Origin of the sequence: Streptomyces sp. BA2 (assembly GCF_009769735.1) — a bacterium.
GTDB lineage: Bacteria > Actinomycetota > Actinomycetes > Streptomycetales > Streptomycetaceae > Streptomyces.
In genome coordinates this window covers 992,344-1,009,472 of record NZ_WSRO01000002.1, presented here as the reverse complement: position 1 = coordinate 1,009,472, position 17,129 = coordinate 992,344, and the positions used below count along the sequence as shown (strand labels likewise).

Here is a 17,129-nt window from a genome sequence, read left to right as displayed (position 1 = left end):
CTCTCTCAGACGCGGCCGCCCTGCGGCAAGCGCACCGTACGCAGCTCCCCGGCCGCCTCGACCCCTGCGCAGCCCGCGAGGCCCAGCGCGTCACGCAGCTCGTCGGCCAGCAGATCGAGGACCTGACGGACACCGGCCTCTCCGGCCGCGGCGAGCCCCCACACCGGCGGTCGCCCCACCAGGACCCCGTCCGCCCCCGACGCGAGCGCCTTGAGCACGTCGGTCCCGCTGCGGATACCGCCGTCCACCATGACCTCGCACGTGCCGCCGACGGCCTCGACCACCTCGGGAAGGGCGTCGATGCCGGGCAGCGCGCCGTCGAGCTGACGGCCACCGTGGTTCGACACCACGACGGCGTCCGCGCCCAGTTCGGCCGCCCGCACCGCGTCCTCGGGTGCAAGGACACCCTTCAGCACGAGCGGGAGACGGCTGGCAGCCCGCAGCTCCTCCACACAACGCCAGGTCACCGCGGGTGAGAACGCCTCGGCCGTATGGGCGGCCACCGCCGAGCCGTCCGCCGATGAGCGGTGCGCCGAAGAGGCCGCACCGCCGTCGAGATGCGCCGCCCGCACATGGCCGGGCAGCGCGAAGCCGTTGCGCACGTCCCGCAGACGCCGGCCCATCCAGGGCACGTCGACGGTGAGCATCAACGCCTCGCAGCCCGCGTCCTCGGCCCGGCGCGCCAGGTCCAGGGTGCGCTGCCGCTCGCGGAGCCAGTAGAGCTGGAACCACACCGTGCCGCCGACCGCCGTGACCTCCTCGACGGGGACGCTGCTCAGCATGGCCACCGTGAACGGCACACCCGCCGTCTTCGCCGCCCGGGCGGTGGCCAACTCGCCCTCGGGATGCGCCAGTCGGTGGTACGCGACCGGGGCGACCGCCACCGGCATCCGCACCGGACGCTTCAGGAGCGCCGCCTCCGTGGTGCACCCCGAGACGTCCCTGAGCACCCGGGAGGCGACGAAGATGCGGTCGAACGCCTCCCGGTTCGCGTCGAGGGACCGCTCACGGCCGCTGCCACCCGCGACGAAGTCCCACACCTCGGGTGGCAGGGCCGCGGCCGCGGCGCGCTCGACGTCGCTCAGATCGCGCACGGCCGCGGGGTCAGCGCGCCACACGCTGCCCGGTCCGTTCCAGCTCCACGGCCTCGTACAGCGCCTTGATGTTGGAGCTGCCGAAGGTCCGGGCGCCCTGGCGCTCGATGACCTCGAAGAAGATCGTGCCGCGCGGGTGCGTCGACGCGGTGAAGATCTGGAACAGCTGACCGTCGTGGTCCTCGTCGACGAGGAGGTTCGTCGCGCGCAGTTCGTTCAGGGTGTGGGACTTGAGCCCGATCCGTTCGGAGAGCAGTTCGTAGTACGTCGACGGGGTCTGGAGGAACGCGACACCGCGCGCGGACAGCGTGCGCACGGAGCGGACGGCGTCCTTGCTGGAGAAGGCCAGATGCTGGACCCCGGCGCCGTGGTGGCTCTTGAGGAATTCGTCTATCTGACCGGGCTGCGCCAGCGGATCGGGCTCTATGAGCGTCAGCGTCACCGCCCCGGTCGCGCTCTGCACGACCTTGGAGTCCATCGCCTGGGCGCCGACGACGATGTGCTCCTTGAAGACCTCACGGAAACCGAGTGCCTGTTGATAGAAGCGTGCCGTCGATTCGAGGTCGCCGGCGTTCAGGCACACCGCGATGTGGTCGATGTCGAGGAGCCCCACCTCACTGGTGCGCGCCTCGCGCGAGCCGAGCGCGGGAACGAAGCCGGCCGGGAGCCCGGGGCCTTCCTCCGGGGTCCGCTGGACCAGCGTGTGCACGACGTCGCCGAAGCCCGCGACGGTGGCCGTGACCGCAGGGCCCTCGCCCGCGTGCCGTGTCGGCTGCCGCACGGGACGTGCGCCGCCCGCCACCGCGGCGGCGAAGGCCGCGGACACATCCGCAGTGCGCAGGGCGATGTCGGCCACGCCGTGGCCGTGCGTGGTGACGTACGTGGTGGCGGGGTGGCGCCCCGCGGTCGCCTCGGTGAGCACCAGGGTCATCCGGCCCTGGCGCAAGGCGATGCTGCGGTGCTCGGCGGATCCGCCGGTGCCGACGACCGTGAAGGCGTACTCGTCGACCCAGGCGAACACCGCCGCCTCCAGGCCGTCGACATACATCTCGACATAGTCGATCGCGAGATCCGTGAGATCCGTGAGATCTGCGAGGTCATGGTTAGGGGCCGTTGCGGGTAAATCCGTCATCGGAGTCCTCGTGGGAAGAAGAATGCGGATTCTTGCTCTCGCGTCGGTTCGCGGAATGCCGGAACAGCAGAAAGCGCGAGGCAGAATTTTCTTTGCGGGCCTATGCTACGACTGCCTTTTTGTTTCCGCACCTGTCAAGCCATTGATGTGGATCTGTTGTCAGGAGACGCTGAAGCGATGGAAATCCTGCAAACGGAAATCGCCCTCGCCGAGTTGAACGCGGCCACACTGCACGCGTCGCTCGCCGATGTGTCGATGGAGTCCATGAACCTCCTCAACCAGGTCGCCGACACCTATCCGGACGCGATCTCGTTCGCGGCGGGCCGCCCGTACGAGGGCTTCTACGACGTGACCCAACTCCACGAATACCTCCAGGTCTTCTGCGACCACCTCCGTACCCGGCTCGGTCTGAGCGAGGCGGAGACCGCACGCACGCTGTTCCAGTACGGCGCGACGAAGGGGATCATCGGCGACCTCGTGGCGCGCAGTCTCGCCGTGGACGAGGGCATCGACGCCGACCCCGCATCCGTGGTCGTCACGGTCGGCTGCCAGGAGGCGATGTTCCTGCTGCTGCGCGCGCTGCGCGCCGACGACCGCGATGCCGTACTCGCCCCGAGCCCCACCTATGTCGGCCTGACGGGAGCCGCGTTGCTCGCCGACATGCCCGTGCTCCCGGTGCGCACCGCAGCGCACGGCATCGACCTCGACGACCTGCTGGCCCAGCTGCGCCGGGCACGCGCCGATGGGCGGCGGGTTCGCGCCTGCTACGTGACGCCCGACTTCGCCAACCCGGTGGGCGTCAGTCTGCCGCTCGCCGACCGGCACCGGCTCCTGGAGATCGCCGCCGACGAGGACCTCCTGCTCCTGGAGGACAACGCGTACGGCCTTCTGAACAGCGCCGCGGACCGGCCGCCCACGCTGAAGGCACTCGACCGCCGTCAACGCGTCGTCTATCTGGGCTCGTTCGCCAAGACCGGGATGCCGGGCGCCCGCGTGGGTTACGTGGTGGCCGACCAGCGCGTGACCGGCCACAGCGGCGGTGACGTCCTGCTCGCCGATGAGCTGTCGAAGCTCAAGAGCATGCTCACCGTGAACACCTCACCGATCGCCCAGGCCGTGATCGGCGGCAAGCTCCTCGCCCACGACTGCAGTCTGGTCGCCGCCAACCGCCAGGAGACGGAGGTCTACCGCCACAACCTGCACCAGGTGCTCGACGGACTCGACCGGCGCCTCGGGAGCCTTCCCGACGTCACCTGGAACGCACCGACCGGCGGCTTCTTCATCGTGCTCACCGTGCCCTTCACCGTCGACGACACCCTCCTGGAGCACGCTGCGCGCCGCCACGGCGTGCTGTTCACGCCCATGCACCACTTCTACGGCGCGTCGGACGGGTTCCGCCAACTCCGCCTGTCGATCAGCACGTTGACGTACGACCGGATCGAGCAGGGCCTCGACCGGCTCGCCGCGCTGATCCGCGAGCGTCTGGACGGTGAGGTCGCGTGACGATCCGCACCATGGCCGTCGTCGGCACCGGTCTGATCGGCACCTCCGTGGCCCTCGCGGCCCGCCTGCGCGGCGTGAGCGTCTACCTCTCCGATCGCGACGAGTCCGCCGTCCGCGCCGCCGCGGTACTCGGCGCCGGACGGCCGGAGCCCCCGCCGAGCCCCGTCGACCTGGCCGTGCTCGCGGTGCCGCCCAGCCAGATCGCCCCGGTCCTTGCCGAACTCCAGGGACGGGGCCTCGCGTTGAGCTACACCGACGTGGCGAGCGTGAAGGCGCACGCGGAGCGGGAGATCCTGGACACCGCCCCCGACCCGTCCCGCTACATCGGCGGCCACCCCCTGGCAGGACGCGAGCGTTCGGGCCCTCTCGCCGCCCGCGCGGAGCTGTTCCGGGACAGGGCCTGGGTGCTCACCCCCACCCGCCTCACCTCCCGGGCCGCCTTCGGCCGCGCCCTGGACCTGATCGCCCTGTGCGGCGCCGTACCCCGCGTGATGCGGGCCCGCGCCCACGACGACGCGGTGGCGCTGACCTCCCACGCACCGCATCTGGTGGCCAGCCTGATGGCGGCCCGCCTGCGGGAGGGCCCGGCGGAGGCGGCCCATCTGGCGGGGCAGGGGCTGCGCGACACCACCAGGATCGCCCGCGGCGACTCCCGGCTGTGGAGCGACATCGTCGAGTCCAACGCGGCGGCGGTCGCCGACATCCTCACCCGGCTCCAGGAGGACCTCTCCAGCGTCGTAGCCGCCCTGTACGACCTCGCCGACCGCGAGCGGGGGCAGGAGCTCTCCGGCAAGAGCAGGCACACCCTGGTGGACCTCCTCGACCGTGGCGTGGCCGGGATGGGGGAACTGGACGAGCCCCGCCCTGGACGGCCCGTGCCTTGCCCTCCGCGGTGAAGTCGCCGTCTTCGCAGGTGAGTTGGGGTGCTCTCGGCGCCTGCGCCCGGTGACCGGACGAGGCTGTACGGACGGAGCCGCTTGTATCCGCCGTGTGACCGGTCCCCGCGTAGAACTTGGCCCCATGTCCACCACACACAAGCGAAACACGCACAGGCGAACCGCACAGACACTGCTCGCGGCATCGGCCCTCGTGGCCGGCGTGCTCCTCAGCGGCTGCTCCGAAGACTCGTCGGCGTCGTCGTCCGACGACCCGAAGAAGGCGGACGCCTCACCCACAAGCCCCTTCGACCAGGCCCTCGCCTTCTCCCAGTGCATGCGCGAGAACGGCGTGTCCGGCTTCCCCGACCCGCAGAAGGACGCGGGCGGCGGCATCGCGCTCACGCCGGGCGGCGACGTCGACCCCAACTCGCCGGAGTTCCAGTCCGCCACGGAGGCCTGCCGCGACAAGATGCCCCAGGGCGGCCAGCTCGGCGGAGGCGGAGGCGGCGGTGAACCGCTGGACTCGGCCAAGGTCGCGGCGTGGGCGAAGTGCATGCGCGAGAACGGTCTGCCCAAGCTGCCCGACCCGGAGATCAACGGCGGCAACATGTCGCTCGACTTCGGCGCGAGCGGCATCGACCCCGGCAGCGACGAGTTCCAGAAGGCCAGGATCGCCTGCCAGGACAAGTGGCCCGGCGGCGGCCTCACCGGCTCCGGCGGCGGCGCCTGATGACCGCGCCGGACGAGACCCGTGAGAGGGAACGGGACGAAGAGGCAGGGGAGTTCGAGGAGGCCGAGCTCCATGAGACCTCGGCCCGCGGCGCCGGAGCCCTGGAGCTGCACACGCCCGGAGAGGTGTCCGAGCGGACCCCCGACGCCGTCGGTACCGCCTCCGAAGAGACCGCCCCCGGTGCGGGCGACGGCGACGACGACGGCGGCGACGGCGGCGAAGGCACCCCGCCCCCTCCGGCGAACCGCCGCAGGCGCCGCCCACTGCGGATGTCGCTGATCGTCGTCGTCGCGATCGCCGTGGTCGCGGCGGCGGGCGCCGCCACCACCGGCGTCTTCGGCGACGACGGCTCCGGATCGGCGGGCGACGCCCCCTCCGCGCCACCGAAGACCGCCGAGGTGGAGCGCACCACGCTGACGCGTACGGAGACCGTGGACGGAAACCTCGGCTACGGCGACGCGACAGCCGTACAGGCCCCGGCCGCCGCCAAGGCGGGCGCCGGGATCATCACCTGGGTGCCGGGCGACGGCGACACCGTCAAGCGAGGTGAGGCCGCCTACAGGGTGGAGGAGCGACAAGTCCCGCTGCTCTACGGCTCCACCCCCTTCTACCGCCCGCTGGAGACGGGCACCGAGGGCAGGGACGTCGAGATCCTGGAGAGGAACCTCTCCGCCCTCGGCTACACCGGCTTCACCGTCGACGACACGTACGACGCCGGAACCGCCGAGGCCGTGCGGGACTGGCAGGACGACCTGGGCCGCGAGGAGACCGGGACCGTGCAGCCGTCGGACGCCGTGGTCGCCCCCGGCGCCAGGCGCGTAGCCGAGGTGAAGGCCATGGCAGGAGCCCCGTCGAACGGGCCCGTCCTCACCTGGACCGGCACCGAACGCACCGTCACCGTCGACCTCGACGTGCAGTACGAGGACATGGTCGAGAAGGGCACCAAGGCCACCGTCACCCTGCCCGACGACACCACCGTGCAGGCCGAGGTGACCGACGTAGGCACCCCCTCCACGCCGTCCCAGGACGGCGGCTCCGAGGACTCGGGCGGCCAGTCGGGCGGCGACGACAAACCCACCCTGCCCGTGGAGCTGAAGGTCGGGGACCAGAAGGGCCTCGGCCGCTACCAGGCGGCAGCCGTGGAGATCTCCCTCAAGGCGGAGACCCGCAAGGACGTGCTCGTGGTCCCCGTCAACGCCCTGGTGGCGCAGAAGGGCGGCGGCTACGCCGTGGAGGTCGCCGGGGCCGACGGCGAGGTGAAGCCGCGGGCGGTCAAGGTCGGCATGTTCGCCGACAGCATGGTCGAGGTGTCCGGCGCCGGCATCACCGACGGCACGGTCGTGGGGGTCCCCAAGTGACCACTGCGGCCCACCCGGTGGTCGAACTGGCCGGAGTCTCCAAGACGTACGGAGAGGTCGAGGCGCTCAAGGGCGCCGACCTCGTCATCGGGCGCGGGGAGCTGCTCGCCGTCGTCGGCCCTTCCGGCTCCGGCAAGTCCACGATGCTCAACATCATGGGCACCCTCGACCGCCCCACCACCGGCACCGTGCACATCGACGGGCACGACATCGACCGCCTCAGCGACCGGGAGCTCTCCGCGCTTCGCGCCGGGACGATCGGCTTCGTCTTCCAGCAGTTCCATCTCGCCCCCGGAGTACCGGCGTTGGACAGCGTCGCGAACGGGCTGCTCTACAGCGGCAGGCCGCGCGCCGAGCGGCGCAGACTCGCCGAGCGGGCCCTGCGCCGGGTCGGCCTCGGCCACCGGCTCTACCACGAGCCGCATCAGCTCTCCGGCGGTGAGAAGCAGCGCGTCGCCATCGCACGTGCGGTCCTGGGCGACCCGCCGCTGCTCCTCGCGGACGAGCCGACGGGCGCCCTCGACTCCCGTTCAGGGGCGGTGGTGATCGAGCTCCTGCACGAACTGCACCGGGCGGGGACCACGGTCGTGGTCATCACCCATGACCGGGACATCGCGGGCTCACTGCCGCGCGAGGTCCGGATCAAGGACGGCCGCATCGAAGCCGACGCCGCGGCACTCCTCCCCGAGGAGGCCCTGCGATGAACCCGACCAAGGAGTTGAGTACGACAGGGGAGCGGGGCACGGCCCGCGAACTGCCCCGTCCCGCGCCACCGCCGCGCCCCAAGCCGGCCCGGATGGGCCCGGCCGACGTGCTGCGGGTCGGCGGGTCGGGCCTGCGCTCGCGCCCCATGCGGGTGTTCCTCTCGGCGCTCGGCATCGCCATCGGCATCGCGGCGATGGTCGGCGTGGTGGGCATCTCCACATCCAGCAGCGAGGACCTCAACCGGCGCCTCGCCGCCCTCGGCACGAACCTTCTGACCGTCTCGCCGGGCCAGTCGTTCGCCGGTGACGCGGCCCATCTGCCCGACTCGTCCGTCGACATGATCGGCAACATCAAGGACGTCGATTCGGTCTCCGCCATCGGCAAGACGAGCGCCAAGGTCTACCGCAACGACCACATCAAGAAGGAGGAGACCGGGGGCCTCAACGTCTACGCGGCCCGTACGGACCTGCCGAAGACGGCGGGCGCGCAGGTCGTCGACGGCCGCTGGCTGAACGCCGCGAACCAGCGCTACCCGGCCGTCGTGCTCGGCCCCAAGGCCGCCGAACAGCTGGGCGTCTTCCGGGCCGGACCCGACACGAGGGTGTGGCTGGGCGGTCAGTGGTTCACCGTCGTGGGGATCCTCGCTCCCAACGAACTCGTCCCCGACCTGGACTCGGCCGCGCTGGTCGGCTGGCCCGTCGCGGAGAAGGAGCTGGACTTCGACGGCTACCCGACGACGGTCTACACCCGCGCCGACGAATCCGCCGTGAGCGACGTCCAGTCCGTGCTCGGCGCCACCGCCAACCCGGAGAACCCCAGCGAGGCCAACGTCTCGCGCCCCTCCGACGTCCTGGAGGCCAAGGAAGCCACCGACGACACCCTCAGCGGCCTGCTGCTCGGCCTGGGCGCGGTCGCCCTGCTCGTCGGCGGGGTCGGCGTCGCCAACACCATGGTCATCTCGGTCCTGGAACGCCGCTCCGAGATAGGCCTGCGCCGCTCCCTCGGCGCCACCCGGGGCCAGATCCGTACGCAGTTCCTCTGCGAGGCCCTGCTGCTCTCGGCGCTCGGCGGCCTGGGCGGGGTCCTGCTCGGCATCGCCGTCACCTCCGGCTACTCCACCTACCAGGGGTGGCCCTCGGTGGTGCCGGTCTGGGCGATGGCGGGCGGTGTCGGCGCGACCCTGGTCATCGGCGGGCTCGCCGGCTTCTATCCCGCGGTCCGCGCAGCGCGGCTGCCTCCGACGGAGGCGCTTGCCACGACGTGACCCCATAAAGACGTGACCCCATACGGCAGTTACTCCATGGACTACCCCATGGACGCGGTGCCTTCGTCAGCCCAAATCCCCCGCGGGCGACGAGGGCATCGCTCTGTGCGTCGCTTGTTTCCGCAGTATGCCCAAATTGGTTCAACTGGACAGCCACCGTCTCTCGTATTCTCGCCCGTATGACTGAGCATTTAGGGAAAGTCGACGAAAGCGCCCTGCTCGATCTCCTTCAGGAGCAGCGCATCGGCACGCTCGTCACCCTCAAACGCGACGGCCGCCCGCAACTCTCCAACGTCGGCTATGCCTACGACCCCGACGACCGCCTCATCCGTCTCATGGTCACCGACAGCCGCGCCAAGACCCGTAATCTGCGCCGTGATCCGCGCGCGAGTTTCCTCGTCACCGACGGCACCGGCTTCTCCTACATGATCGCCGAGGGCGACGCCGAACTGACGCCGGTCGTGACCGACCCGCATGACGCGGTAGCCGACGAACTGGCCCTGGTCTTCCGGGGGTTCCAGGGTGAGCACCCCGACTGGGAGGGGTTCCGCGCCGCGATGGTGCGGGAGCGGCGCCTGGTGATACGGCTGCACGTCAAGCACGTGTACGGAGCCGCGGGGAAACGGATCCTCGCGGGCAGCGGTCCCAAGCTGGCCTTCAAGGGACCCGGCAGCGAGGCGGTGGCGGGAGGCCCCGGTCTACAGCTCGGCACGGACGGCCCGCCGCCTCACTTGCGGTAGAGATCGGTCAGGAGCGCCACGGCGGCGTGCGTCATGGGATGCGGGTCGTGGCGGCGCCAGATGAGATGGACGGCGATGGGGTCGGCGTCGCGCAGCGGGCGGAACACGACGCCGTCGCGGCGGTACTGGTTGGCGGTGCTCTCCGGGGTGAGGCCGACGCAGCGGCCGGACGCGATGATGGCCAGCCAGTCGTCGATGTCCTGGGTGTGCTCCACCGGAGGGCGCGCCTCTTCGGGCCACAGTTCGGCGGTGGTGGTGCCGGTGCGCCGGTCGATGAGGAGGGTCCGGTCCCGTATGTCGGCCAGGGGAACGGAGCGCCGCCTGGCCCACGGGTCGTCGCTCGCCAGGGCGCAGAAGCGGCGCTCGTGACCGACGACAGTGCTGGCGAAACGGGTCTCGTCGAAGGCCGTGCGGACGACCGCGAGGTCGCACAGACCCTCGGCGAGGCCGCCGGTCGCGGAGTTCGTCCGGATCAAGTACAGCTCGACGTCGGGGTGCCCGGCGGCCCAGCGGCGCTGGAACTCCGCCGTGTGCCGGCCCATCGCCGACCAGGCGTGGCCGATGCGCAGCCGGGTGTGTCCGGTGGTCGCCTCACGGATGAGGTCGTCGGCCTCCGCGAGCAGGTGCCGGGCCCGGGCGAGCACCTGTACTCCCGCGGTCGTGGGCGTGATGCTCCGGCTTGTGCGGTGCAGCAGGCGCACCCCGAGCACCTCCTCCAGTCCGCCGAGGGTGCGGGAGACGGCCGCCTGGGAGACACCCAACTCGGCGGCGGCATCGGTGAAGCCGCCGGCGTCGACGATGGCGACCAGGCAGCGCAGATGCCGCAGCTCCAGATCCATGACCTCAGTCTATGGGTGACCGGAGCGCATGGATAACCAGAGCGTATGGATGAGCACTCGTATGCATTTTTCGTATGCGCGCGAGTGACGCATTCTGCGGTGCATGCGAACGTCTCAGAGCGAAGCCGTGCCCGCCGCGGTCCAGGGTGTCCAGGAATGTTCGAGTGATCCGGCGCAGAGTTCACGGGGCCGCCTTTCGGGCATGGCGATGATGTTCGGCAGTGGCCTGTCCAACCAAGTCGGCGCCGCCACAGGCGCCTTGGCGTTCGGCGTCATCGGCCCTGCCGGTGTCGTGGCCGTACGGCAATGGGTCGCGGGAGCCGTGCTCCTGGCGGTGGGCAGGCCCAAGGTGCGCACCTTCACCTGGCGCCAGTGGTGGCCGCTGCTGTGCCTGGCGGCGGTCTTCGCCACCATGAACCTCTCCCTTTACACCGCGATCGACCGCGTGGGTCTCGGCCTCGCGGTGACCCTGGAGTTCCTGGGCCCGCTGACGGTCGCGCTGACCGCGTCCCGCCGTGCGGTGGACCTCGGCTGCGCTGTCGTGGCCGGGGCAGCGGTGGTCGCGCTGGCCCGCCCGCAACCCAGCACGGACTACGTCGGCATCGCGCTCGGCCTGCTCGCCGCCGCCTGCTGGGCCTCGTACATCCTGCTCAACCGCACGGTCGGAGCACGCCTCCCGGGCGTCGAGGGGTCGGCCGCCGCCGCGGGAATCTCCGGGCTCCTCTACCTGCCGGTCGGCATCGTGGTGCTCGCCCACCACACGCCGACAGTCACCGCCCTGGCGTGCGCGGCCGCCGCCGGGATCCTGTCCTCCGCGGTCCCGTTCCTCGCCGACCTGCTCGCCCTGCGCCGGGTCGACGCCCGCTTCTTCGGGATCTTCATGAGCGTCAACCCGGTCCTCGCGGCCCTCGTGGGCATGGTGGTCCTGGGGCAGTCCCTGGACTGGGTGGAGTGGCTGGCTATCGCGGCGATCGTGACGGCGAACGGGGTCAGCGTCCTGAAGTAGTCCCGAGACGACAACGGTCAGCCGCCCTTGCGAATGAAGCTGAGCTTAACGACGATTCAAAACTCTTTGCTTGTCCTTTCAGGTCGGCGGCGGCATCGTTCACTGCCAACGGCCCGAACAGGACAGGACAGGGAGAACAACAGTGAACGGCGTCCCCGGAAGAACGTGGGCAGCGGCAAGGGTGGGCGTACTCGCCCTCCTCTGGGGATCGACCTTCCTGTGGATCGAACTGGCCCTGGACGGCCTGTCTCCCGTACAGGTCACCCTCTTGCGCTGCGCACTCGGGGCGGCGACCTTGACGGTCCTGCTCTTCAGTACGCGCAACCGACTCCCGCGGGCCCGCACGACGTGGAAGCACATCTTCGTCGCCGCCTTCTTCTGCAACGCCCTGCCCTTCGGACTCTTCAGCGTCGGGCAGCAGACGGTCGACTCCGGGGTGGCAGGCGCGCTGAACGCGACGACTCCGCTGTGGTCCGTCCTGATCGGCCTCGCGATCGGTACGGAACGGGGACTGCGCCCCGTCCGCCTAGCCGGACTCCTCCTCGGTTTCGCGGGTACGTCGCTGATCTTCGCCCCGTGGCAGCAGTCAGGGCTGGCGAGTTGGGGCGCCCTCGCGATCGTGGGAGCGGCGGCGAGCTACGCCGTCGGCTTCGCCTACATGGGACGTCACCTCGTCGGGAAGGGCATGCCCACCCTGTCCCTCTCCGCCGCCCAGCTCATGGCGGCGACGGGCCTGACGGCGCTGGCCCTGCCGGTCGGCGGCCTGGAGACGATCCATGTCGATGCCACGGCCCTGATCGCCGTCGTCATCCTGGGGATCTTCGCCACCGGCGTCACTTTCCACCTCACCTACCGGATCATCGCGGACGAGGGCGCGACCAACGCCGCGACCGTCGGGTACCTGCTGCCGGTGGTCTCCGTGGCCCTGGGCGCCGTCGTGCTCGACGAGGCGTTCAGCTTCCGGGTGGCAGCGGGGATGGTGGTCGTACTCGTCGGAGTGGGCATGACGCGCCGCCAGAAGCGGATTCCGGTTTCACCGCCGATGGAAACCCCGGAAGCCTCGGGTCGTACGGCTGGGGCGCGGCGTCCGCGGGTAGATTCCCCGCATGACTGATGTCGTGGATGCCGACGAACTGCTGCGCCGAATCCAGCGGGCCCGGGACTGGGCCCAGCAGGAGGAGGGACGATGGAAGGCAGAGTCCGACAAATCCCAGACGGACGACCCGAACGAAGCGCTGAGAGCGGAGATCTTCGCCTCCGCGTACGAAGCGGTCCGAAAGGTCCTGGACGAGGTCGTCGAGCCGGGGGGCAACGAGCGCGCCTAGTGGGCGTCGCGGTCCTGCCGCCCCTGCCCAATTACCCCCCATGGCTGCGGCCCCCTGCTCGCAACAGGAGACAGCGGCTGTCCTGCGGCCACGGGGGCCGGGCTAGAACCTGCCGAAGTCAGCGCGACGTCCGATTTCCGCCAGCATCCGCGCCCCCACCGTCCCACTGTTGAGGGTGAAGGGAAGCGAAGAGAAGCAAGGCAGGAAAGAAGAGGGAGGTCATCATGACCGTCTACGCCACCGTCGGCAGCCCACTCGGCGAGTTGCTGCTTGTGGGCGAACCTACGCCGGACGGCGTCTCGCTGGCGTCACTGTCCATGCCCGGTCAGGGGAACGCGCCCGCCGTGCAGGGCAGTTGGGTCCGCGACCCGGACCGGTTCTCGGGGATCGCACGGCAGCTGGCCGCCTACTTTGGCGGTGAACCCACCGCGTTCGACATCGAGTTCACCCCGAGCAGCACGGACTTCCAGCGGCGCGTCTGGAGCGCCCTGGAGGAAATCCCGTACGGCACAACCACCACCTACGGCGCACTCGCCGCGCGCATCGGCGTGGACCGTGGGCGGATCCAGGCCCTCGGCGCCGCGATCGGCGCGAACCCGCTGCTTCTCGTGCGCCCGTGCCACCGCGTGATCGGCGCCGACGGCTCCATGCGCGGCTACGCGGGCGGCGTGGAGCGCAAGGTGCGTCTCCTCACCCTCGAAGGCGCCCTGCAGCCCACCCTCCTCTGACCCGCACGGCAGCACCTCGAAGGACCCACATCATGATCGACACCATGCACCCGGCGGCCGCCCGCGTCGGCGAACGCGTCCAGGCGGGGGACTGGGACGCGCTCGCCGCCGAGCTCGACGAGCACGGCCATGCCCTCACCGGCAGGATCCTTACCCCCAAAGCCTGCCGCGACATCGCCGCCCTGTACGACGAGACCGACCGCTTCCGCGCCACCATCGACATGGCCCGCTACCGCTTCGGCTCCGGCCAGTACCGCTACTTCACCCACGAACTCCCTGATGTCGTAAGGGAGTTGCGCGAGGCGTTCTACCCCCGGCTGCTGCCCATCGCCCGCGACTGGGCCGCGAGGCTCGACAAGCCCGCCCCCTGGCCCGACACCCTGGGGGAGTGGGTGGAGATGTGCCACGCGGCCGGGCAGGCCAAGTCCGCGCAGATCCTGCTCCGTTACGGACCCGGCGACTGGAACGCCCTGCACCGCGACGTCTTCGGCGACATGCTCTTCCCGCTCCAGGTCGTCATCGGGCTCGACGCCCCGGGGGCCGACTTCACCGGCGGCGAGTTCATCATGACCGAGCAGCGCCCCCGCGCCCAGTCGCGCGGATCGTCCACGACCCTGCCGCAGGGCCACGGGCTCATCTTCACGACCCGCGACCGTCCTGCGGCCTCCAAGCGGGGCTGGTCGACCGGACCGATGCGGCACGGCGTCAGCACCGTCCGCTCCGGGCGCAGGCACACACTCGGCCTGGTCTTCCACGACGCGGCGTGAACCCCTCCCGGGCGGGGGAGCCGGACCCGCGTACGTACACGCTGTGCGGCCCCGACGGAAAGCCGTACCCCAGCGGCACACCGGGCGCCCTGGGCGGGCACCGCCGCGGGCGCCTGTATGGCCGCCTCGACTGCCCCTCCGCGCTGCGGGCCGTCGCCCGCGGCCCCTACGCCACCCACCGGGTGTTCTTCCCCGACGAGGCCACCGCGATCGCGGCCGGACACCGACCCTGTGCGGTCTGCCTGCCCGCTCAGTACGCTCGCTGGAAAGCAGACCCAGAAAGCACCGGCACACCATGAGCATCCTCAAGGAGCGGGAGTCCTCCCGCTCGCCCCTCATCAGCGCCGCCGAGCGGGCCGCCTACGCGGACCTGCCCGCGCCCGCCCCGCACACCGAAGCCGAACTCGCCGCCCTCATCGGGGTGTTGACTCTCCCGAAGGCGCGGATCGAGACCGTCACCATCGGGCACAGCCGCGACACAGCCTCCCGCGCCGCCGCCGAAGCCTTCGCCGCCGCGTGGACGGATCGGGGTGGCACGGTCCTCACCGCAGTGAGCTGGCCCGAGACCGCCGCGTCCTGGCTGCGCCCCGCGCACCGGCTGACCGCGGAGATCCCGGACGCCTGGGTCGTGGCCGCGGCGCCCCTCGGCCTCGCCCAGCTGGCCCGCCGTCTGCGCCACTCCACCCGCTGGGACCCGGCCCGCACCTACGCGTTCGCATCCCTCCAGGACTCCCGCGTCCCCGCGCTCGCCGGGGACGACGTCCTGCACGGCTTGCGTGGCGTCACCGCCGGCGGCGCCACCTGGGACGTACGCCACCGCTGGGTCACCACCCACCCGCCCGCGGAGGCGACCTCGTGAGCGCCCTGATTCCCCGCCCCACCACGGAGATCGCCCCCGGCGCGGTGCACGTGCCCGAGTGGCTCACCCTGGCCCAGCAGCGCGAACTCGTCACCGTGTGCCGCGAGTGGGCCACAGGGCCGGTGCCGATCCGCCACACCGAACTGCCGCGCGGCGGGGTCATGTCCGTGCGGACGGTGTGCGTGGGCTGGCACTGGCAGCCGTACCAGTACACGCGCACCGCCGGTGACGTGAACGGCCGCCGGGTCGCCGCGTTCCCGGACTGGATGGTCGACCTCGGCCGCCGTGCGCTCACGGCGGCGTACGGCGACGGCGACCCGGCGGCCGCGGCCGACTACACCCCGGACACGGCCCTGATCAACTTCTATGACGGGCAGGCCAAGATGGGCATGCACCAGGACAAGGACGAGCGGTCATCGGCCCCGGTGGTCTCGCTGTCCATCGGCGACAGCTGCGTGTTCCGCGTGGGCAACACGGAGACCCGGACCAAGCCGTACACCGACATCGAACTGGCCTCGGGCGACCTGTTCGTCTTCGGCGGTCCCTCGCGCTACATCTTCCACGGCGTGCCCAAGGTCCACGAAGGCACCGCGGACCCCGCCACCGGCCTGACCTCGGGCCGCCTGAACATCACGATGCGGGTCACCGGCCTCACCGACTGACCCCGGCGACTACTCGAACCGCGAGGTGTCGCCCGCACCCCGGCGCACGATCTCGGCCTCGCCGCCGGAGAAGTCGATGACCGTGGTCGGGCTCGTACCGCAGTCGCCCGAGTCGACCACGGCGTCCACCACATGGTCGAGGCGTTCCTTGATCTCCCAGCCCTGGGTCAGCGGCTCCTCCTCGTCGGGCAGGAGCAGAGTGCTGGAGAGCAGCGGCTCACCGAGCTCGGCGAGCAGGGCCTGCGTGACGACGTGGTCGGGAATCCGGACACCGACCGTCTTCTTCTTCGGGTGCAGGAGCTGGCGCGGCACCTCCTTCGTCGCGGGCAGGATGAAGGTGTAACTGCCCGGCGTGGCCGCCTTGATCGCACGGAACACGTCGTTGTCGACGTGCACGAACTGGCCCAGCTGCGCGAAGTTCTCGCACACCAGGGTGAAGTGGTGGCGATCGTCGAGGTTCCGGATCTTCCGGATCCGGTCGAGGCCGTCGCGGTTGCCCAGCTGGCAGCCGAGCGCGAAACAGGAGTCCGTCGGATACGCGATCAGCGCACCGGAGCGGATGCTGTCGGCCACGGTGCTGATGCTGCGCTGCTGGGGGTTCTCGGGGTGCACGTCAAAATACTTCGCCATCCGCCGAGCGTACGTGATCGCATCAGCGGACCCGGGTTACTCACCGGGCCCAGCCGAACCACTTGGGCCCAGCCGAAACCACTCGGGCCCAGCCGAACCACGCGGGCTAGTCGTCGTCGACGACCGTGATCAGCGCGAGCGTGATGTTGTCGGGGCCGCCCGCGTCGATGGCGGCCTTCCACAGTTCGAAGACCGCCCGGCCGCCGTCGTGGGCCGCGAGCAGCTCGGCGAGGGTGTCCTCGGGCACGGGGTCGGTCAGGCCGTCGCTGCACACCAGGAAGCGTTCACCCCCGACCAGCGGCGACGTGCTGACGTGCGGCGTGATCGCGCTGAACCGGAGCGCGCCGCCGAGCGCCTGCGTGACGATCGACGTGGTGCGCCGGCCGGGCGCGGGCGGCGGGCTGTCGTCGACGCTCACCTGGCGGAGCGCGCCGTCCGCGCCGCCGCGGCCCACGTCCAGCACCCTGCTGTCGCCGACGTTGAACACCAGCAGTTCTTTCCCGAGGAGCACGACACCCGCGACCGTCGTCCCCATGGTCGTCAGCTCGGGATTCTCCTCGGCGGCCGCGTACACGGCGTGGTTGCAGGCGTTCAGCGCGTCATGCACGGCCTGCTCGCTGTCCAGCGAGGGCCCGATCGATGCCAGCTGCCGTACGACGAGGCCGCTGGCCACCTCGCCGCCAGGCTGGCCGCCTATGCCGTCGGCGACCGCGACGACGAGGGGGTTGCCGAGCGGGAACCCGAGGGTCTGCGGGTTCTCGGTCATCGTCGCGCACAGCGTCCATGGGCCGACGGCCAGGCTGTCCTCGTTGTGATCGCGTACGAGTCCGGGGTGGCTCAGCGCGGTGACTGTTATGTACGGCATCCGTGGGCCGCCTCTCCGCAACGGCGGGCGTGTTCCGCACCACC

Annotated in this window: 19 protein-coding genes and 1 pseudogene; 15 read left to right on the top strand and 5 right to left on the bottom strand. The window is 71.0% G+C overall.

From position 1 onward, the window contains the following. Positions 1-5 precede the first annotated feature (5 nt). Both E5671_RS07300 and hppD read right to left on the bottom strand, forming a co-directional pair. Complete coding sequence (locus E5671_RS07300) at positions 6-1,094, bottom strand: alpha-hydroxy acid oxidase (protein WP_336605692.1); 1,089 nt, start codon at positions 1,092-1,094, stop codon at positions 6-8. A 10-nt stretch (positions 1,095-1,104) separates the two neighbouring features. Next, positions 1,105-2,226 (bottom strand): 4-hydroxyphenylpyruvate dioxygenase, encoded by a 1,122-nt coding sequence (gene hppD / locus E5671_RS07295; protein WP_160503021.1) that lies wholly within the window; start codon positions 2,224-2,226, stop codon positions 1,105-1,107. Positions 2,227-2,403: 177 nt separating this feature from the next. Between hppD and E5671_RS07290 the strand changes: the two genes are divergently transcribed. The 7 genes and pseudogenes from E5671_RS07290 to E5671_RS07260 form a co-directional block, all read left to right on the top strand. Next, positions 2,404-3,729, top strand: coding sequence for an aminotransferase-like domain-containing protein (locus E5671_RS07290; protein ID WP_160503020.1), 1,326 nt, complete (start codon positions 2,404-2,406; stop codon positions 3,727-3,729). Beyond that, a complete protein-coding gene (locus E5671_RS07285; RefSeq protein ID WP_336605691.1) occupies positions 3,726-4,625 on the top strand; it encodes a prephenate dehydrogenase in 900 nt (299 codons plus the stop codon). Before E5671_RS07290 ends, E5671_RS07285 begins: the two co-directional genes overlap by 4 nt. A gap of 124 nt (positions 4,626-4,749) precedes the next feature. Beyond that, the gene (locus E5671_RS07280) at positions 4,750-5,337 is read left to right on the top strand and encodes a hypothetical protein (RefSeq protein ID WP_160503019.1); all 588 of its coding nucleotides are present in this window, start codon (positions 4,750-4,752) and stop codon (positions 5,335-5,337) included. Continuing rightward, on the top strand, positions 5,337-6,695 hold the full coding sequence (locus tag E5671_RS07275; RefSeq protein WP_160503018.1) for a peptidoglycan-binding protein: 1,359 nt from the start codon (positions 5,337-5,339) through the stop codon (positions 6,693-6,695). The genes E5671_RS07280 and E5671_RS07275 overlap by 1 nt, the downstream gene beginning before the upstream one ends. Continuing rightward, complete coding sequence (locus E5671_RS07270; RefSeq protein ID WP_160503017.1) at positions 6,692-7,399, top strand: ATP-binding cassette domain-containing protein; 708 nt, start codon at positions 6,692-6,694, stop codon at positions 7,397-7,399. Before E5671_RS07275 ends, E5671_RS07270 begins: the two co-directional genes overlap by 4 nt. 92 nt (positions 7,400-7,491) lie before the next feature. Continuing rightward, on the top strand, positions 7,492-8,664 hold the full coding sequence (locus E5671_RS07265; RefSeq protein ID WP_237330480.1) for an ABC transporter permease: 1,173 nt from the start codon (positions 7,492-7,494) through the stop codon (positions 8,662-8,664). A gap of 179 nt (positions 8,665-8,843) precedes the next feature. Further along, positions 8,844-9,275: pseudogene (locus tag E5671_RS07260) on the top strand (PPOX class F420-dependent oxidoreductase); the annotation flags it as partial. Positions 9,276-9,391: 116 nt separating this feature from the next. Here E5671_RS07260 and E5671_RS07255 read toward each other — a convergent pair. Next, positions 9,392-10,243: a LysR family transcriptional regulator gene (locus E5671_RS07255; protein WP_160503014.1), complete on the bottom strand. Its 852-nt coding sequence runs from the start codon at positions 10,241-10,243 to the stop codon at positions 9,392-9,394. A gap of 103 nt (positions 10,244-10,346) precedes the next feature. Between E5671_RS07255 and E5671_RS07250 the strand changes: the two genes are divergently transcribed. The 8 genes from E5671_RS07250 (at position 10,347) to E5671_RS07215 (ending at position 15,590) form a co-directional block, all read left to right on the top strand. Then, a complete protein-coding gene (locus E5671_RS07250; protein WP_160503013.1) occupies positions 10,347-11,249 on the top strand; it encodes an EamA family transporter in 903 nt (300 codons plus the stop codon). Positions 11,250-11,391: 142 nt separating this feature from the next. Then, positions 11,392-12,363, top strand: a complete 972-nt coding sequence (locus E5671_RS07245) for a DMT family transporter (RefSeq protein ID WP_336605690.1) — start codon at positions 11,392-11,394, stop codon at positions 12,361-12,363. Next, positions 12,356-12,574 carry a hypothetical protein gene (locus tag E5671_RS07240; RefSeq protein WP_160503012.1) on the top strand — a complete coding sequence of 73 codons (219 nt, stop codon included), beginning with the start codon at positions 12,356-12,358 and terminating at the stop codon, positions 12,572-12,574. The genes E5671_RS07245 and E5671_RS07240 overlap by 8 nt, the downstream gene beginning before the upstream one ends. Before the next feature lie 224 nt (positions 12,575-12,798). Then, on the top strand, positions 12,799-13,302 hold the full coding sequence (locus E5671_RS07235; RefSeq protein WP_160503011.1) for a methylated-DNA--[protein]-cysteine S-methyltransferase: 504 nt from the start codon (positions 12,799-12,801) through the stop codon (positions 13,300-13,302). Positions 13,303-13,334: 32 nt separating this feature from the next. Then, the gene (locus E5671_RS07230) at positions 13,335-14,069 is read left to right on the top strand and encodes a 2OG-Fe(II) oxygenase (protein ID WP_160503010.1); all 735 of its coding nucleotides are present in this window, start codon (positions 13,335-13,337) and stop codon (positions 14,067-14,069) included. After that, complete coding sequence (locus tag E5671_RS07225; RefSeq protein WP_160503009.1) at positions 14,066-14,368, top strand: Ada metal-binding domain-containing protein; 303 nt, start codon at positions 14,066-14,068, stop codon at positions 14,366-14,368. The genes E5671_RS07230 and E5671_RS07225 overlap by 4 nt, the downstream gene beginning before the upstream one ends. Next, complete coding sequence (locus tag E5671_RS07220; RefSeq protein WP_160503008.1) at positions 14,365-14,928, top strand: hypothetical protein; 564 nt, start codon at positions 14,365-14,367, stop codon at positions 14,926-14,928. The genes E5671_RS07225 and E5671_RS07220 overlap by 4 nt, the downstream gene beginning before the upstream one ends. Then, on the top strand, positions 14,925-15,590 hold the full coding sequence (locus E5671_RS07215) for an alpha-ketoglutarate-dependent dioxygenase AlkB (RefSeq protein ID WP_160503007.1): 666 nt from the start codon (positions 14,925-14,927) through the stop codon (positions 15,588-15,590). Before E5671_RS07220 ends, E5671_RS07215 begins: the two co-directional genes overlap by 4 nt. Positions 15,591-15,599: 9 nt before the next feature. Here the strand turns inward: E5671_RS07215 and E5671_RS07210 are convergent, their stop codons facing one another. Further along, positions 15,600-16,220 (bottom strand): L-threonylcarbamoyladenylate synthase, encoded by a 621-nt coding sequence (locus tag E5671_RS07210; protein WP_160503006.1) that lies wholly within the window; start codon positions 16,218-16,220, stop codon positions 15,600-15,602. A gap of 106 nt (positions 16,221-16,326) precedes the next feature. Beyond that, a complete protein-coding gene (locus tag E5671_RS07205) occupies positions 16,327-17,085 on the bottom strand; it encodes a PP2C family protein-serine/threonine phosphatase (protein WP_160503005.1) in 759 nt (252 codons plus the stop codon). Positions 17,086-17,129 lie beyond the last annotated feature (44 nt).

Excerpts from the sequence above, each read along its gene's own strand:
- hppD (WP_160503021.1), bottom strand. The coding sequence starts at position 2,226 with ATGACGGATTTACCCGCAACGGCCCCTAACCATGACCTCGCAGATCTC.
- E5671_RS07290 (WP_160503020.1), top strand. The coding sequence starts at position 2,404 with ATGGAAATCCTGCAAACGGAAATCGCCCTCGCCGAGTTGAACGCGGCC.
- E5671_RS07280 (WP_160503019.1), top strand. The coding sequence starts at position 4,750 with ATGTCCACCACACACAAGCGAAACACGCACAGGCGAACCGCACAGACA.
- E5671_RS07275 (WP_160503018.1), top strand. The coding sequence starts at position 5,337 with ATGACCGCGCCGGACGAGACCCGTGAGAGGGAACGGGACGAAGAGGCA.
- E5671_RS07265 (WP_237330480.1), top strand. The coding sequence starts at position 7,492 with ATGGGCCCGGCCGACGTGCTGCGGGTCGGCGGGTCGGGCCTGCGCTCG.
- E5671_RS07255 (WP_160503014.1), bottom strand. The coding sequence starts at position 10,243 with ATGGATCTGGAGCTGCGGCATCTGCGCTGCCTGGTCGCCATCGTCGAC.
- E5671_RS07250 (WP_160503013.1), top strand. The coding sequence starts at position 10,347 with ATGCGAACGTCTCAGAGCGAAGCCGTGCCCGCCGCGGTCCAGGGTGTC.
- E5671_RS07240 (WP_160503012.1), top strand. The coding sequence starts at position 12,356 with ATGACTGATGTCGTGGATGCCGACGAACTGCTGCGCCGAATCCAGCGG.
- E5671_RS07235 (WP_160503011.1), top strand. The coding sequence starts at position 12,799 with ATGACCGTCTACGCCACCGTCGGCAGCCCACTCGGCGAGTTGCTGCTT.
- E5671_RS07230 (WP_160503010.1), top strand. The coding sequence starts at position 13,335 with ATGATCGACACCATGCACCCGGCGGCCGCCCGCGTCGGCGAACGCGTC.
- E5671_RS07220 (WP_160503008.1), top strand. The coding sequence starts at position 14,365 with ATGAGCATCCTCAAGGAGCGGGAGTCCTCCCGCTCGCCCCTCATCAGC.
- E5671_RS07210 (WP_160503006.1), bottom strand. The coding sequence starts at position 16,220 with ATGGCGAAGTATTTTGACGTGCACCCCGAGAACCCCCAGCAGCGCAGC.
- E5671_RS07205 (WP_160503005.1), bottom strand. The coding sequence starts at position 17,085 with ATGCCGTACATAACAGTCACCGCGCTGAGCCACCCCGGACTCGTACGC.